Source organism: Haemophilus sp. SZY H36 (genome assembly GCF_018829625.1).
Classification (GTDB): domain Bacteria; phylum Pseudomonadota; class Gammaproteobacteria; order Enterobacterales; family Pasteurellaceae; genus Haemophilus; species Haemophilus haemolyticus_K.
Genome location: NZ_JAHKKA010000002.1, coordinates 225,698 through 238,491 on the forward strand (window position 1 = coordinate 225,698; position 12,794 = coordinate 238,491).

A 12,794-nucleotide genomic window follows, 5' to 3' on the forward strand; every position below is an offset into this window, starting at 1 on the left:
CCTTAGTATAAAACTAAGGCTTTAAAATATTACTTACTTATTATCAACACTCACACCGTAGAATGAATCATAGCCAAATGGGCTTTGTACATAGCCCTTTACGCGTGGACTAAGTGGTGCAAAACCAACAGAATGTGCCACTGGAATCCAAGGTGCTTGATTATGAACGATAACTTGCGCTTGTTTATAAAGTGCGGTGCGTTCTTCCTTATTTGTTAATCCGATTGCTTTATCTAGTAATGCATCAAATTCTGGATTTTTAAAACGAGCCATATTGGAATTACCCGCATTTGAACTTGCCAATAATGGAGATAAGAAGTTATCAGGGTCACCATTATCACCAGACCAACCAAAGATACCCGCAGTTAATTCCCCCGCTTTCGCACGTTTTTGGTAATCAGCCCATTCATAGGTAACTGGGTTGGTTTTTACACCAACTTTTGCCCAGTCAGCCATGATAAGTTCAGCCATACGTTTTGGATTTGGGTTAGACGCACGTACAACAGGTTGAATCCAAAAATCAGTTTCAAAACCATTTGGGTAACCCGCTTCTGCTAAAAGTTGTTTTGCTTTTTCTGGATCATACGGATAATCTTGAACTTCATCGTTGTAACTCCAAATTGTTGGAGGAAGTGGATTTTTAGCTGGTGTACCTGCACCTTGGTAAACCGCTTCAATAATCGCTTTTTTATCCACTGCGTAGTTCAGTGCTTGACGAACTTTGACATTATCAAACGGTGCTTTTTCGGTATTGAATGCGATATACGCCACGTTCAAACCTTTTTGTTCCAAAAGTTGTACTTTTGGATCTGTTTTCATTTTGGCTAAATCCGCTACATTCGGGAATAAAATTAAATCACAAGAGCCCGCCTGTAATTTTGCATAACGTGTTGTCGCATCTGGCACAATATTGATAACTAAACGATCCAATGGTGTTCTACCCTTCCAATAGTTTTCGTTTGCTACATATTGAGCAGCTTGATCCGTTTTGTAATCAACAAAAACAAATGGCCCCGTTCCCACTGGGCGATTATCAATTGTTTCTGGCTTACCTGCTTTCAGCATTGAATCAGCATATTCTGCGGAATAAATAGAAATAAAATCCATGCCTAAACTTGCCAAGAAAGTCGCATCTTTCTTGTTTAAGGTAATACGAATTGTATTGTCATCTACTTTCTCCACAGATTTTAACAATTCAGGGAATTTCATGGCTTTGAAATATGGATAAGTTCCCTTAGATACATTGTGATATGGATGATTTGGATCTAACTGACGTTGGAATGAGAATACAACATCATCCGCATTAAAATCGCGTGTTGGGGTAAATTCTTTTGTTGTATGGAATTTAACACCTTTTCTTAAATGGAATGTATAAGTTAAACCATCATCGCTAATTTCCCAACTTTCAGCTAAGGCTGGTTCAATATCTGTTGAGCCTTTTTTAAATTCAACTAAGCGGTTATACACTTGTTGTGAGCTTGCATTATAAGATGTTCCCTCCATTACAAGTGCAGGGCTAAATCCTAAAGGTGCTTTTGCTGTACAGTAAACGAAAGTATTGTTAGATGCAGATTTGGTTTCAGATTGTGCAGTCGGTTTATTTGCTGAACCTGATTGATCACAAGCGGCTAATACAAGCGTTGCAGCCGTAAGAGTTAGTGTTGCTTTTAGCTTCATGATAGTTCCTCACTTTGTTAGCAGAGATTTATTCGAGCATTGTCATATAACCATGATGCTAGATAAATCCTATATAAAATAAATGTTTAATAAGATATAAGCAAATGTCGCTTTTTTTAAATAAAAAAATTCCATGGATTATAACAAATTAATCTAAGGATTCTTACGTAAATGATCGCCATCATTTTTATGTAATTTCATAAGCGACCAAACTAAGGCGATTGCAAAAAGTGATGAGGTTAAGAAAGTATAGCTAAATGCCTGTTGTAAGCCATCACTCGCGCTAAAGAAATGTCTATAGAGATTTAGAATTATCGATGAAATAGCAATACCAAATCCAATTCCAACTTGCTGCACAATACTTAATACTGTCGAACCTGTTCCTGCCTGTTGTTTTGAAAGATCGCCTACAGTCAACGTATTAATTGAAGTGAAAATTATCGACATACAAGCACCGTACCACATGAGATTGCAAATAATCCAAGTCAGAGAACTTTGTTTATCTAACCAAGCCATTGAAATAACAGAGCCAGCCATCAAAAGTGCGGATGAAATTAGCGTTGTTTTATAGCCCCAACGATTTAAAATTCGTCCAATTAATATTTTCAAAATCACCGAAATTAACGCAATTGGTGCTAATAGCCAGCCTGACATTTCAGCACTATAACCGAAAGATAATTGGAACATCAAAGGCAATAAAAAAGGAACGCCAGATGCAGATAATCGGATAAAAATATTGGCAATGATGCCTAATCTGAATGTACGAGTGCGGAAAAGGGATAAAGGTAAAATGGAATCTTCATTGTTTTTAGCATAACTAAAATAAGCCACGAGTAACAGAACGCCAACAACTAACACACTATAGGTTGTAATTGGGCTATGTTGGCTTTCACCGAGTAAATCCAAACCAAGCGTGATGCTAACTAACCCCAATGCAAACAGTAAAAAACCTGTCCAATCTAGTTTCTCTGCTTCGCCTTTGATGTTACTCATCACGCTGCCCGATGCCAAAATCCCTAGTGCACCAATTGGAATATTAATTAAAAAAATCCAGTGCCAACTGGCGTGAATGACTAACCATCCCCCTAAAATAGGCCCTAGAATTGGCCCAATCAAACCTGCAGTTGCCATTAAATTCCAAGCATTCACTAATTGTTGTTTCGGGACAGCTTGAATAATAGCTAAACGCGCCACCGGCATCATAAAAGCACCGCCCATCCCCTGAATCACTCTGGCTAAGATTAAACTTTCTAAATTAGGCGCAGCAGCACAAGCAATAGAACCTAAAATAAAAGTCAACACTGCAGCGCGAAAAACGGTCAATGTCCCAAATTTTGCAGCCGCCCAAGCGGTAAGAGGAATAAATAATGCAACGGCTAAAGAATAAGCAATAATCGCCATTTGCATTTCAAAGGCGGGTTTATGTAAATCGGAGGATATCGCCGGTAAGGCGGTATTAAGAATAGTGGCATCTAGGCTCTGCATAAAAAGCGCCATTGCCGCTACCCAAGCTAAACCGCGATAAGCATTGGATTCAGTCATCGTGCTCCGTGAAAATGGTGCAACCAATTTTCAATAAAATCGGCAATTTGCGGAATACAGTTAATATCCAACAAAGTGCGGTCAATTTCAAGGGGATAATTCGTTGCAACTGCGAGCACATATTCGTCAATTTCGGGTAAAGGTTTTGTCATTTCCTGACGATGGAGCAAAATCTTTGGAATTGGCTCTTGTTTAAAGCCTTCTACCAACACTAAATCCGTTAAAGTGCGGTCAAATTGTTGTGCTAAATAATCCAATGAAACAGGTTTGGGTGTTTCCGTCATGATCGCCCAGCGTTCATCATTCGCTAAAATGACTTGAGAGGAACCCGCCTCTTTCATACGCCAACTATCTTTTCCTTCCTTATCAACTTGCATATTGTGATGGCTATGTTTAATCACTGAAACGCGAATGTGACGAGCGATAAGTTCTGGGATAAGTTTTTCTAATAATGTTGTTTTACCACTACCGCTATAACCGGTAATCCCTAACAAAGGTATTGCTCTATTCATCATGTAATCCTTAAATTCTAATTACTCGAGTTTTAACCAAATGGAATAAACTCCAATATAAAAAGCCTTATTGTATTCAATAAGGCTTTTTACTATTCACTATAACTTTTCAAATTACTTAATTTTGCTAAACCAAGCTCACAGCTTTTCAATTGAGTAGCAAGTTCCATTTGTAGAATTTGTTGTTTACTCTGGTTAAGTTTACTTTTAATTTTATTTACCTGAATATGTGTACCAGGCTGTCTCTCGGCCTGATTTATTAAACTTTCTGTTTCTTTAAACAACTGTTCACATTGCTGTGGAACCGAGTTAGGCACAGCTAAAACAGTAGGTGATATGACAGAGAAAAATGCAGTCAAAATAAGGAATGTTTTTTTCATTTTTAGATCCTTTCTTCTCTTTATCCTAGAAAATTTCAAAACTGAAGATAGTAAGAAAATAACAAAATACAATCAATATGTCCAGACTTAAACGGATTTTACTATGCTAATTAATAATAGAATCTAAACTAGAGCTATATTTTTTTGAAAAAGTTACAAATTTGATATAGATCAATTTTACAAACTTTAACAAATAATAGGTATTTCATAACTTACATCAAAAATATGAACCAGATAACGTTTTTTAGTATTTTTTATCCTTACGTTTAGTAGTAAAATAACCACCAATTTGGGTTATCTTTGTAGTGATTTTCTATTTTTCATCGTTGTGTAGTGATTATGTAGATAAACCAATTTAAACTTAGCTAATTGGAGTTGAGTGATTAGGGATTATTTAAGGCTTTGCCTTTTTAATCATTGTTGGAACTAATGTTGTTTATACAGAGGAGTTGAGAATGTTGGACGTTGTTGACCTTTCTCGCTTGCAGTTTGCTTTAACTGCGTTGTATCACTTCATTTTCGTGCCGCTGACATTAGGTTTGTCATTCGTCCTTGTGATTATGGAAACTATTTATGTGGCGACAGGCAAAGAAGTTTATAAAGATATGACAAGATTCTGGGGTAAGTTATTTGGTATTAACTTCGCCCTTGGGGTGACCACAGGTATCATTATGGAATTCCAATTCGGTACTAACTGGTCTTATTATTCTCATTATGTAGGTGATATTTTTGGTGCGCCATTAGCGATTGAAGCGTTACTAGCCTTTTTCTTAGAATCAACTTTTGTGGGGTTATTCTTCTTTGGTTGGGATCGTTTAACTAAAGGTAAACACTTACTTGCTACATATTGTGTAGCTTTCGGTTCGAACTTATCTGCAATGTGGATTTTAGTTGCTAATGGTTGGATGCAGTCTCCAGCTGGCTCAGAATTTAATTTTGAGACAGTACGTATGGAAATGACGAGCTTCTTAGACCTTTGGCTAAATCCAGTTGCCCAAAGTAAATTCTTGCACACGTTAACAGCAGGTTATTCGACTGGTGCAATGTTTGTATTAGGTATTAGTGCATTCTATTTATTAAAAGGTCGTGATATTGGTTTTGCCAAACGTTCATTCTCTGTTGCTGCAACCTTTGGTTTTATCGCGGCATCAGCGGTGTTAATTATGGGGGATGAATCAGGTTACGACATTGGTAAAGCACAACCAGTGAAATTGGCGGCAATGGAAGCCGAGTTTGAAACTCATCCTGCGCCAGCGCCATTTCATCCAGTTGCAATTCCAAATACTGCAGAAATGAAAAATGATTTTGCGATTGAGATCCCATATTTGGGGGGGGTAATTGCAACGCGTTCTTTAGATACTGAAATTGTTGGTTTGAAAGATATTCAAGCGAAAAATGAAGGTCGTGTTCGTAACGGTATGGTCGCTTACGATTTATTCACGCAATTAAAAGCAGAGAAAAAATCAGCAGGCCACGTAAATCCAGAAACTAAAGCAAAATTTGATGAAGTAAAAGGTGATTTAGGTTTTGGTTTATTATTAAAACGTTACACAGATAAAGTTGTAGATGCAACAGATGAACAAATTAAACAAGCTGCTCGCGATACTATTCCAAACGTAGGTCCTAACTTCTGGGCATTCCGTGGGATGTTAGCAGCCGGTGGTTTAATTATTTTACTGACCTTCGGAGCATTTGTTCAAAATTTACGTAACAAAGTCACTTCTTCTCGCTTATTGCTTAAAGCATTGCTTTGGTGTATCCCATTGCCAATCTTAGCAATTGAATTTGGTTGGTTCTTAGCTGAGTCTGGTCGTCAACCTTGGGCAATCTATGAAGTTTTACCTGTTGGGGTATCAGCGTCTCAGTTAAGTACTGGCGATTTATGGTTCTCTATTGGTTTAATTTGTGCGCTTTATCTTGCGTTCATTATTGTTGAGATGTATTTGATGTTTAAATATGCGCGTTTGGGTCCAAGTGCGTTAAAAACCGGCAAATACTACTTTGAACAATCATCTAAATAAGCAGGAGATGAATTATGATTGATTATGAATTTCTACGTTTTATTTGGTGGGTGTTAGTTATTGTATTGTTGATCGGTTTTTCTGTTACCGACGGATTCGATATGGGCGTGACCGCACTTTTACCTGTAACAGGCAAAAAAGAAGTGGAGCGCCGTATTATGATCAACTCTATTGCCCCCCATTGGGATGGTAACCAAGTTTGGTTATTAACTGCAGGCGGCGCAGTATTTGCGGCATGGCCAATTGTATATGCCGTTTCATTCTCAGGTTTCTACATCGCTTTAGTATTGGTTTTAGCTGCGTTATTCTTGCGCCCATTGGGTTTTGAATATCGTGCAAAGATTGATAACCCGACTTGGCGTTCTGTTTGGGATTGGGGGCTATTCGCAGGTGGTTTTGTACCATCATTAGTATTTGGGGTGGCTTTTGGTAATTTATTACAAGGCGTTCCATTCCATTTCAACGAATTGACTCAAGTAACTTATACCGGTTCATTCTTTGAATTATTAAATCCATTTGCATTATTGTGTGGTGTTATTAGCTTATCAATGCTTGTGACTCACGGTGCGAACTGGTTACAAATGAAAACAACCGAAGAATTGCGTGATCGCGCTCGTTCAGTGAGCCAAATCGGTGCTATTGTGACTTTAATTGCATTCGTATTAGCTGGAGCATGGTTATACTTTAAAGAGGGTTATGTAGTAACGAGTGTTGTGGATCATTACGCGCCATCATCTCCAATGAATAAAGAAGTTGCTGTTGAAACTGGTGCGTGGTTTAGAAATTTCAATGAAATGCCAATTCTTTGGATTTTCCCAGTATTAGCAGTAGTTGCTGCATTATTAAATGCGGCATTTTCTAAAGCTAATCGTTGTGGTTTCGCATTCTTTTTCTCTGCATTAACAATGGCTGGCGTGATTATTACTGCTGCAGTATCTATGTTCCCATTTGTGATGCCTTCAAGCTCACATCCTGAACAAAGTTTGTTAATGTGGGATGCAACTTCAAGTGAATTAACATTAACGTTAATGTTGATTTTTGCACTTATCTTTGTGGCTATTTCTTTGGTTTATACTATTTGGTCTTATTCGAAGATGTTTGGTCGCTTAGATGCGAATTTCATTGATGAAAATAAACACTCATTATACTAAGGAGATTAATATGTTATATGTAATTTGGGTAGTGGGTGTGTTATTAGCTATATTTGCCAGTGCAAAATTAACCATTGGCAAAGAAAAAGCAGGAAAATTTGACGAGTAATATGATTCATTCACTCTATCAATTAATTAATAAGGGTTCGTTTCGAACCCTTTCATTTATTTTAGCGCTAGGACTAACAGCCGTATTTTTCTTTAATATTGATAATTTTTCAACGTTGTTACGAAATGATTCTCCTTGGTGGATTTTAATGATCTTTTGGGGATTGATTACGGTTTGGATTCATGGAATAGGATTTGAAATTAAAAGCGTAATTTGGAAACTAATTTTCTTACCTTATATCGCTTATATCATTATATTGATTAGTGCTGTAGAGCATTTTTATCTACGAGGATGATTTTTTTCTTCGGCATATTGCTTATCTAAAAAACAGGTTCTAAAATATCCGACCTATTGCGGTGGGCAAAGCTTAATAATGTCAGAAAAAACCTTCTATCTTCCCGTTCGAGTATATTATGAAGATACTGATGCTGGTGGCGTTGTGTATCATGCTCGTTATTTGCATTTTTTTGAGCGGGCTAGAACAGAATATTTGCGAGCGTTAAATTTTACGCAGCAAACTTTATTACAAGAACAACAACTCGCGTTTGTTGTCAAATCGCTCGCTATTGATTATTGCGTTGCGGCAAAATTGGATGATTTACTCACGGTAGAAACAGATGTCATAGAGATAAAAGGCGCAACAATCCTTTTTGAGCAACGACTTATGCGTGATACGGTGATGTTATCAAAGGCTACAGTCAAGGTAGCCAGTGTTCATCTTGGCAATATGAAACCTGTGGCTCTTCCTAAAGAAGTAAAAGCTGCGTTTTACAACCTAAAATAAACTTTTCGGAGTGTGCAATGACTGCAGAATTGAATTTTTTAGATCTTTTTCTAAAAGCAAGTATTGTTGTTCAACTTGTAATTGTGATTTTGATTTCATTCTCAATTATTTCTTGGGCAATTATTATTCAACGTAGCCGAGTTTTAACGGCAGCTTTAAAAGAAGCGAATACTTTTGAAGACCGTTTTTGGTCTGGTGAGGATTTGAATAAGCTATATGAAGGATTATCAAATCGTCGTGATATTTTAACGGGTAGTGAACAGATTTTCTTTGTTGGTTTCAAAGAGTTTTCTCGCTTGAAACAAGTGAATCCTGATGCGCCTGAGGCGATTATTAAAGGAACTACGCGAGCAATGAATCTTACAATGAATCGTGAAGTTGAAAGCCTTGAAAGTCGCGTACCATTTTTGGCTACAGTAGCTTCTGTTAGCCCTTATATTGGTTTATTCGGAACTGTTTGGGGTATCATGCACGCTTTTATGGCATTAAGTGGTGCTAAACAAGCAACTTTACAAATGGTTGCTCCTGGTATCGCTGAGGCTTTGATTGCTACTGCAATCGGTTTGTTTGCTGCGATTCCGGCTGTAATGGCTTATAACCGTTTAAGTTTACGCGTGAATGCTATCGAACAGAATTATGGTAACTTTATTGATGAATTTACGACGATTTTACATCGCCAAGCTTTCGGCAAAGCACCACACTAAAATATAGAAAAAATACACCGCACTCTTTCGTTAAGTGCGGTGAAAAATAAGAGAGATTTGAATTATGGCTCGTCGTCAGCGTAAAGATATTAAATCTGAAATTAATATTGTCCCGTTTTTGGATGTATTGTTAGTGCTTGTGTTGATCTTTATGGCAACAGCACCAATTATTAGCCAAAGCGTACAAGTGGAATTGCCGGATTCAGTGCAAAGTCAAAATGTATCTAATGAAGATAAAGTGCCGGTAATTCTTGAGGTTTCAGGGATTGGACAATATGCGATTTCTATTGGCGGAGAACGTCAAGAAGGGTTAACGGAAGAAATGGTGACACAGTTATCTCGACAAGAATTTGATAAAGATAATAACACACTATTTTTAGTGGGTGGAGCTAAGGAAGTTCCCTATGAAGAAGTGATTAAAGCACTTAATCTGCTCCACCTTGCTGGAATTAAATCTGTTGGTTTAATGACAAACCCAATTTAACTAAGTAGGTAACCGTGCAAAATAATCGACAAAAAAAAGGCGCAAATGCATTTGTTATTTCTATAGTGATGCACCTTGTTTTGTTTGGATTGTTGATTGTCAGCTCTTTCTACCATACAGTTGAAATTATGGGTGGTGGCGAAGGTGATGGTGATGCTATGGGCGCAGTAATGGTCGATACTGGCTCTGCAGCGCAAGAATGGGGTAGAATTCAACAACAGAAAAAAGGGCAAGCGGATAAACAGAAACGTCCAGAACCCGTTGTTGAAGAAAAACCGCCACAACCTAATCAAGAAGAGATTAAGCGTCAACAGGAAGTTCAACGACAAGAAGAGTTAAAACGTCAGCAAGAACAGCAACGTCAGCAAGAAATAAAAAAACAACAAGAGCAAGCTCGTCAAGAAGCGTTGGAAAAACAGAAACAAGCTGAAGAGGCAAAAGCAAAACAAGCTGCTGAAGCTGCAAAATTAAAAGCAGATGCAGAAGCTAAACGTTTAGCTGCAGCAGCAAAACAAGCTGAAGAAGAGGCGAAAGCTAAAGCAGCAGAACTTGCAGCACAAAAAGCAAAACAAGAGGCTGAAGCCAAGGCAAAAGCTGAAGCCGCAGCTAAAGCAAAAGCTGAGGCTAAAGCGAAAGCTGAAGCAGATGCAAAAGCTAAAGCCGCTGCCGATGCTAAAGCAAAAGCTGAAGCCGATGCAAAAGCTAAAGCCGCAGCTGATGCTAAAGCAAAAGCTGATGCAGAGGCGAAAGCTAAGGCTGCTGCCGATGCTAAAGCTAAAGCGGATGCAGCAAAACGAAAAGCGGACCAAGCCAGTTTAGATGATTTCTTAAATGGCGGAGATATTGGTGGCGGTAGTGCATCTAAAGGCGGAAATGCTAACAAAGGTGGAACTCAAGGTAGCGGTGCTGCGCTTGGTTCTGGCGATGGTGGCAAAGTAGGAGATCAATACGCTGGAGTAATTAAGAAAGAGATTCAACGTCGTTTCTTAAAAGATCCAAGTTTTGCAGGAAAAGTTTGTCGTATTAAAATTCAATTGAGTCGAGATGGAACAATCTTGGGATATCAAAAAATTTCAGGTCCTGATGATATTTGTACAGCAGCATTAAGTGCGGTGGCTAGAACGAAAAAAGTTCCTGCAGCTCCATCGGATGCTATTTATGAGAAATATAAATCGCCAATTATTGACTTTGATATTCGATAATTCTTTATAAAAATTTATTGTTAAATTTTAAAGGTAACAAAATGAAATTATTAAAACGTTTAGTGAGCGTATTAGCGATTGTACTTGCTGTTGCAAACAATGCATTCGCTGATGATGAAGTTCGCATTGTAATTGATGAAGGGGTTGATGGTGCACGTCCTATAGCTGTTGTGCCGTTTGCTGGATCTGCACCAGAAGATATTAGCAAAATTGTTGCTGATGATTTACGTAACAGCGGTAAATTTAATCCTATTGCAGTATCTCAGATGCCTCAACGTCCAACTTCAGCAGCAGAGGTAAATCCTGAAGCTTGGTCTAATATTGGAATTGACGCAATTGTGGTCGGACAAGTTGTTCCATCTGGTAATGGTTATAGTATTACTTATCAATTAATTGACACCGTTGGTGCATCAGGTACGCCTGGAGCGGTATTAATGCAAAATAGCTATACAGTGACAAATAAATGGTTACGCTATGGTGCTCATACTGTTAGTGATGAAGTTTTTGAAAAATTAACTGCGATTCGTGGTGCATTTAGAACTCGTATCGCTTATGTTGTGCAAAAAAATGGTGGTTCACAGCCCTATGAAGTTCGTGTTGCAGACTACGATGGCTATAATCAATTTATCGTAAATCGTAGCTCTCAACCAATTATGTCACCAGCTTGGTCTCCAGATGGTCAACGTTTAGCTTATGTGTCTTTTGAAAATAAAAAATCACAACTTGTTGTACAAGATTTAAATTCTGGTGCTCGTAAAGTGGTAGCATCTTTCCCTGGTCATAATGGTGCACCAGCATTTTCACCGGACGGTTCACGTTTAGCGTTTGCCTCTTCGCAAGATGGACTATTAAATATTTATGTGATGAATTCTCATGGTGGTACACCAACTCAATTAACTCGTGGGGCAGGTAATAATACTGAACCATCTTGGTCACCAGATGGTAGTTCAATTCTTTTTACCTCTGATAGAGGGGGCTCACCACAAGTTTATCGCATGAGTGCGAATGGTGGTAGTGCAACGCCTGTTGGTGGTCGTGGTAGTGCACAAATTAGTGCTGATGGTAAAACCCTTGTAATGATTAATGGTAACAATAATGTAGTTAAACAAGATCTTACAACTGGAGCTTCTGAAGTACTCAGCACATCATTCTTAGGTGAAAGTCCAAGTCTTTCACCAAATGGAATTATGATTATTTATAGCTCTACACAAGGCCTAGGAAAGGTGTTACAATTGGTTTCTGCAGATGGTCGCTTTAAGGCGAGCCTTCCAGGAAGTAATGGCCAAGTAAAATTTCCAGCTTGGTCACCATACTTAACTAAATAAAAAAACTCATTGAGGAGAAATCTAATGAACAAATTTGTTAAATCATTATTAGTTGCAGGTTCTGTAGCTGCATTAGCAGCTTGTAGCTCATCTAACAACGATGCTGCAGGCAATGGTGCTGGTCAAACTTTCGGTGGATACTCTGTTGCTGATCTTCAACAACGTTACAACACCGTATATTTCGGTTTTGACAAATACAACATCGAAGGTGAATACGTTCAAATCTTAGATGCACACGCAGCATACTTAACAGCAACACCATCAGCTAAAGTATTAGTTGAAGGTAACACCGACGAACGTGGTACTCCTGAGTACAATATTGCGTTAGGTCAACGTCGTGCTGATGCTGTTAAGGGTTACTTAGCAGGTAAAGGCGTAGAAGCAGGTAAATTAAGCACTGTATCTTACGGTGAAGAAAAACCAGCAGTTCAAGGTCACGATGAAGCTGCATACTCTAAAAACCGTCGTGCAGTGTTAGCATACTAATTTTTAGTATTCTTAATACTAACAAGGAACAGGGCCTATCAAATGATAGGCCCTGTTTTATTTTCTGATTATAATTTACTCACTCATAGAAAAAAGATAAATTTATTCTTGCATATAAAAATAAACTGGATATGATAGACGCTCTTTATTTTTATGGGTCGTTAGCTCAGTCGGTAGAGCAGCGGACTTTTAATCCGTTGGTCGAAGGTTCGAATCCTTCACGACCCACCAAATAACCACTCATATTACATCTCTAAAATCTAAATCTATACTTCTTCCATACGTCAAATTATTAGTGTCTATTTATCTTCTATAACTAAGAGTCTTATCATTAAATCCTTTCTAAAAAAAGATTATGAATTGATTATGTTTAACGGCTTCTATTTAAAATTATTTATATTATTGTTCAAACATTCT

The 12,794-nt window shown here is 38.0% G+C and carries 13 protein-coding genes and 1 tRNA gene; 10 read left to right on the plus strand and 4 right to left on the minus strand.

Annotated features, from left to right (window positions below; translation table 11 throughout):
- Window positions 1–33: 33 nt before the first annotated feature.
- The 4 genes from KP713_RS04835 to KP713_RS04850 form a co-directional block, all read right to left on the minus strand.
- Complete coding sequence (locus KP713_RS04835; RefSeq protein ID WP_215770004.1) at window positions 34–1,677, minus strand: ABC transporter substrate-binding protein; 1,644 nt, start codon at window positions 1,675–1,677, stop codon at window positions 34–36.
- A 153-nt stretch (window positions 1,678–1,830) separates the two neighbouring features.
- Window positions 1,831–3,219 carry an MDR family MFS transporter gene (locus KP713_RS04840; RefSeq protein ID WP_215770005.1) on the minus strand — a complete coding sequence of 463 codons (1,389 nt, stop codon included), beginning with the start codon at window positions 3,217–3,219 and terminating at the stop codon, window positions 1,831–1,833.
- Window positions 3,216–3,731: a molybdopterin-guanine dinucleotide biosynthesis protein MobB gene (gene mobB, locus KP713_RS04845; protein ID WP_106014017.1), complete on the minus strand. Its 516-nt coding sequence runs from the start codon at window positions 3,729–3,731 to the stop codon at window positions 3,216–3,218. Before mobB ends, KP713_RS04840 begins: the two co-directional genes overlap by 4 nt.
- Before the next feature lie 92 nt (window positions 3,732–3,823).
- Window positions 3,824–4,111: a DUF5339 domain-containing protein gene (locus KP713_RS04850; protein ID WP_048953940.1), complete on the minus strand. Its 288-nt coding sequence runs from the start codon at window positions 4,109–4,111 to the stop codon at window positions 3,824–3,826.
- Window positions 4,112–4,566: 455 nt separating this feature from the next.
- Between KP713_RS04850 and KP713_RS04855 the strand changes: the two genes are divergently transcribed.
- The 10 genes from KP713_RS04855 to KP713_RS04900 all read left to right on the plus strand — a co-directional run bounded on the left by KP713_RS04855 (window position 4,567) and on the right by KP713_RS04900 (window position 12,608).
- Window positions 4,567–6,132, plus strand: coding sequence for a cytochrome ubiquinol oxidase subunit I (locus KP713_RS04855; RefSeq protein WP_106014016.1), 1,566 nt, complete (start codon window positions 4,567–4,569; stop codon window positions 6,130–6,132).
- A gap of 14 nt (window positions 6,133–6,146) precedes the next feature.
- Window positions 6,147–7,283: a cytochrome d ubiquinol oxidase subunit II gene (cydB, locus tag KP713_RS04860; RefSeq protein WP_215770006.1), complete on the plus strand. Its 1,137-nt coding sequence runs from the start codon at window positions 6,147–6,149 to the stop codon at window positions 7,281–7,283.
- Window positions 7,284–7,393: 110 nt separating this feature from the next.
- Window positions 7,394–7,687 carry a cyd operon protein YbgE gene (gene ybgE / locus KP713_RS04865; RefSeq protein WP_005641612.1) on the plus strand — a complete coding sequence of 98 codons (294 nt, stop codon included), beginning with the start codon at window positions 7,394–7,396 and terminating at the stop codon, window positions 7,685–7,687.
- A 78-nt stretch (window positions 7,688–7,765) separates the two neighbouring features.
- Window positions 7,766–8,176 (plus strand): tol-pal system-associated acyl-CoA thioesterase, encoded by a 411-nt coding sequence (gene ybgC / locus KP713_RS04870; RefSeq protein ID WP_005626975.1) that lies wholly within the window; start codon window positions 7,766–7,768, stop codon window positions 8,174–8,176.
- Window positions 8,177–8,193: 17 nt separating this feature from the next.
- Complete coding sequence (tolQ, locus tag KP713_RS04875) at window positions 8,194–8,880, plus strand: protein TolQ (RefSeq protein ID WP_005626973.1); 687 nt, start codon at window positions 8,194–8,196, stop codon at window positions 8,878–8,880.
- Window positions 8,881–8,944: 64 nt separating this feature from the next.
- Complete coding sequence (gene tolR, locus KP713_RS04880; protein ID WP_005634116.1) at window positions 8,945–9,364, plus strand: colicin uptake protein TolR; 420 nt, start codon at window positions 8,945–8,947, stop codon at window positions 9,362–9,364.
- A 14-nt stretch (window positions 9,365–9,378) separates the two neighbouring features.
- The gene (tolA, locus tag KP713_RS04885; RefSeq protein ID WP_048953944.1) at window positions 9,379–10,566 is read left to right on the plus strand and encodes a cell envelope integrity protein TolA; all 1,188 of its coding nucleotides are present in this window, start codon (window positions 9,379–9,381) and stop codon (window positions 10,564–10,566) included.
- A gap of 41 nt (window positions 10,567–10,607) precedes the next feature.
- Window positions 10,608–11,891 carry a Tol-Pal system beta propeller repeat protein TolB gene (tolB, locus tag KP713_RS04890; RefSeq protein WP_048953945.1) on the plus strand — a complete coding sequence of 428 codons (1,284 nt, stop codon included), beginning with the start codon at window positions 10,608–10,610 and terminating at the stop codon, window positions 11,889–11,891.
- A gap of 24 nt (window positions 11,892–11,915) precedes the next feature.
- A complete protein-coding gene (gene pal, locus KP713_RS04895) occupies window positions 11,916–12,377 on the plus strand; it encodes a peptidoglycan-associated lipoprotein Pal (protein WP_048953946.1) in 462 nt (153 codons plus the stop codon).
- 155 nt (window positions 12,378–12,532) lie between these two features.
- Window positions 12,533–12,608: transfer RNA gene (locus KP713_RS04900), tRNA-Lys, on the plus strand.
- Window positions 12,609–12,794: the final 186 nt, after the last annotated feature.

Coding starts and splice junctions, on each gene's coding strand:
- KP713_RS04850 (WP_048953940.1), bottom strand. CDS start 4,111: ATGAAAAAAACATTCCTTATTTTGACTGCATTTTTCTCTGTCATATCA.
- KP713_RS04835 (WP_215770004.1), bottom strand. CDS start 1,677: ATGAAGCTAAAAGCAACACTAACTCTTACGGCTGCAACGCTTGTATTA.
- tolR (WP_005634116.1), top strand. CDS start 8,945: ATGGCTCGTCGTCAGCGTAAAGATATTAAATCTGAAATTAATATTGTC.
- tolQ (WP_005626973.1), top strand. CDS start 8,194: ATGACTGCAGAATTGAATTTTTTAGATCTTTTTCTAAAAGCAAGTATT.
- pal (WP_048953946.1), top strand. CDS start 11,916: ATGAACAAATTTGTTAAATCATTATTAGTTGCAGGTTCTGTAGCTGCA.
- KP713_RS04840 (WP_215770005.1), bottom strand. CDS start 3,219: ATGACTGAATCCAATGCTTATCGCGGTTTAGCTTGGGTAGCGGCAATG.
- mobB (WP_106014017.1), bottom strand. CDS start 3,731: ATGAATAGAGCAATACCTTTGTTAGGGATTACCGGTTATAGCGGTAGT.
- tolB (WP_048953945.1), top strand. CDS start 10,608: ATGAAATTATTAAAACGTTTAGTGAGCGTATTAGCGATTGTACTTGCT.
- ybgC (WP_005626975.1), top strand. CDS start 7,766: ATGTCAGAAAAAACCTTCTATCTTCCCGTTCGAGTATATTATGAAGAT.
- ybgE (WP_005641612.1), top strand. CDS start 7,394: ATGATTCATTCACTCTATCAATTAATTAATAAGGGTTCGTTTCGAACC.
- KP713_RS04855 (WP_106014016.1), top strand. CDS start 4,567: ATGTTGGACGTTGTTGACCTTTCTCGCTTGCAGTTTGCTTTAACTGCG.
- cydB (WP_215770006.1), top strand. CDS start 6,147: ATGATTGATTATGAATTTCTACGTTTTATTTGGTGGGTGTTAGTTATT.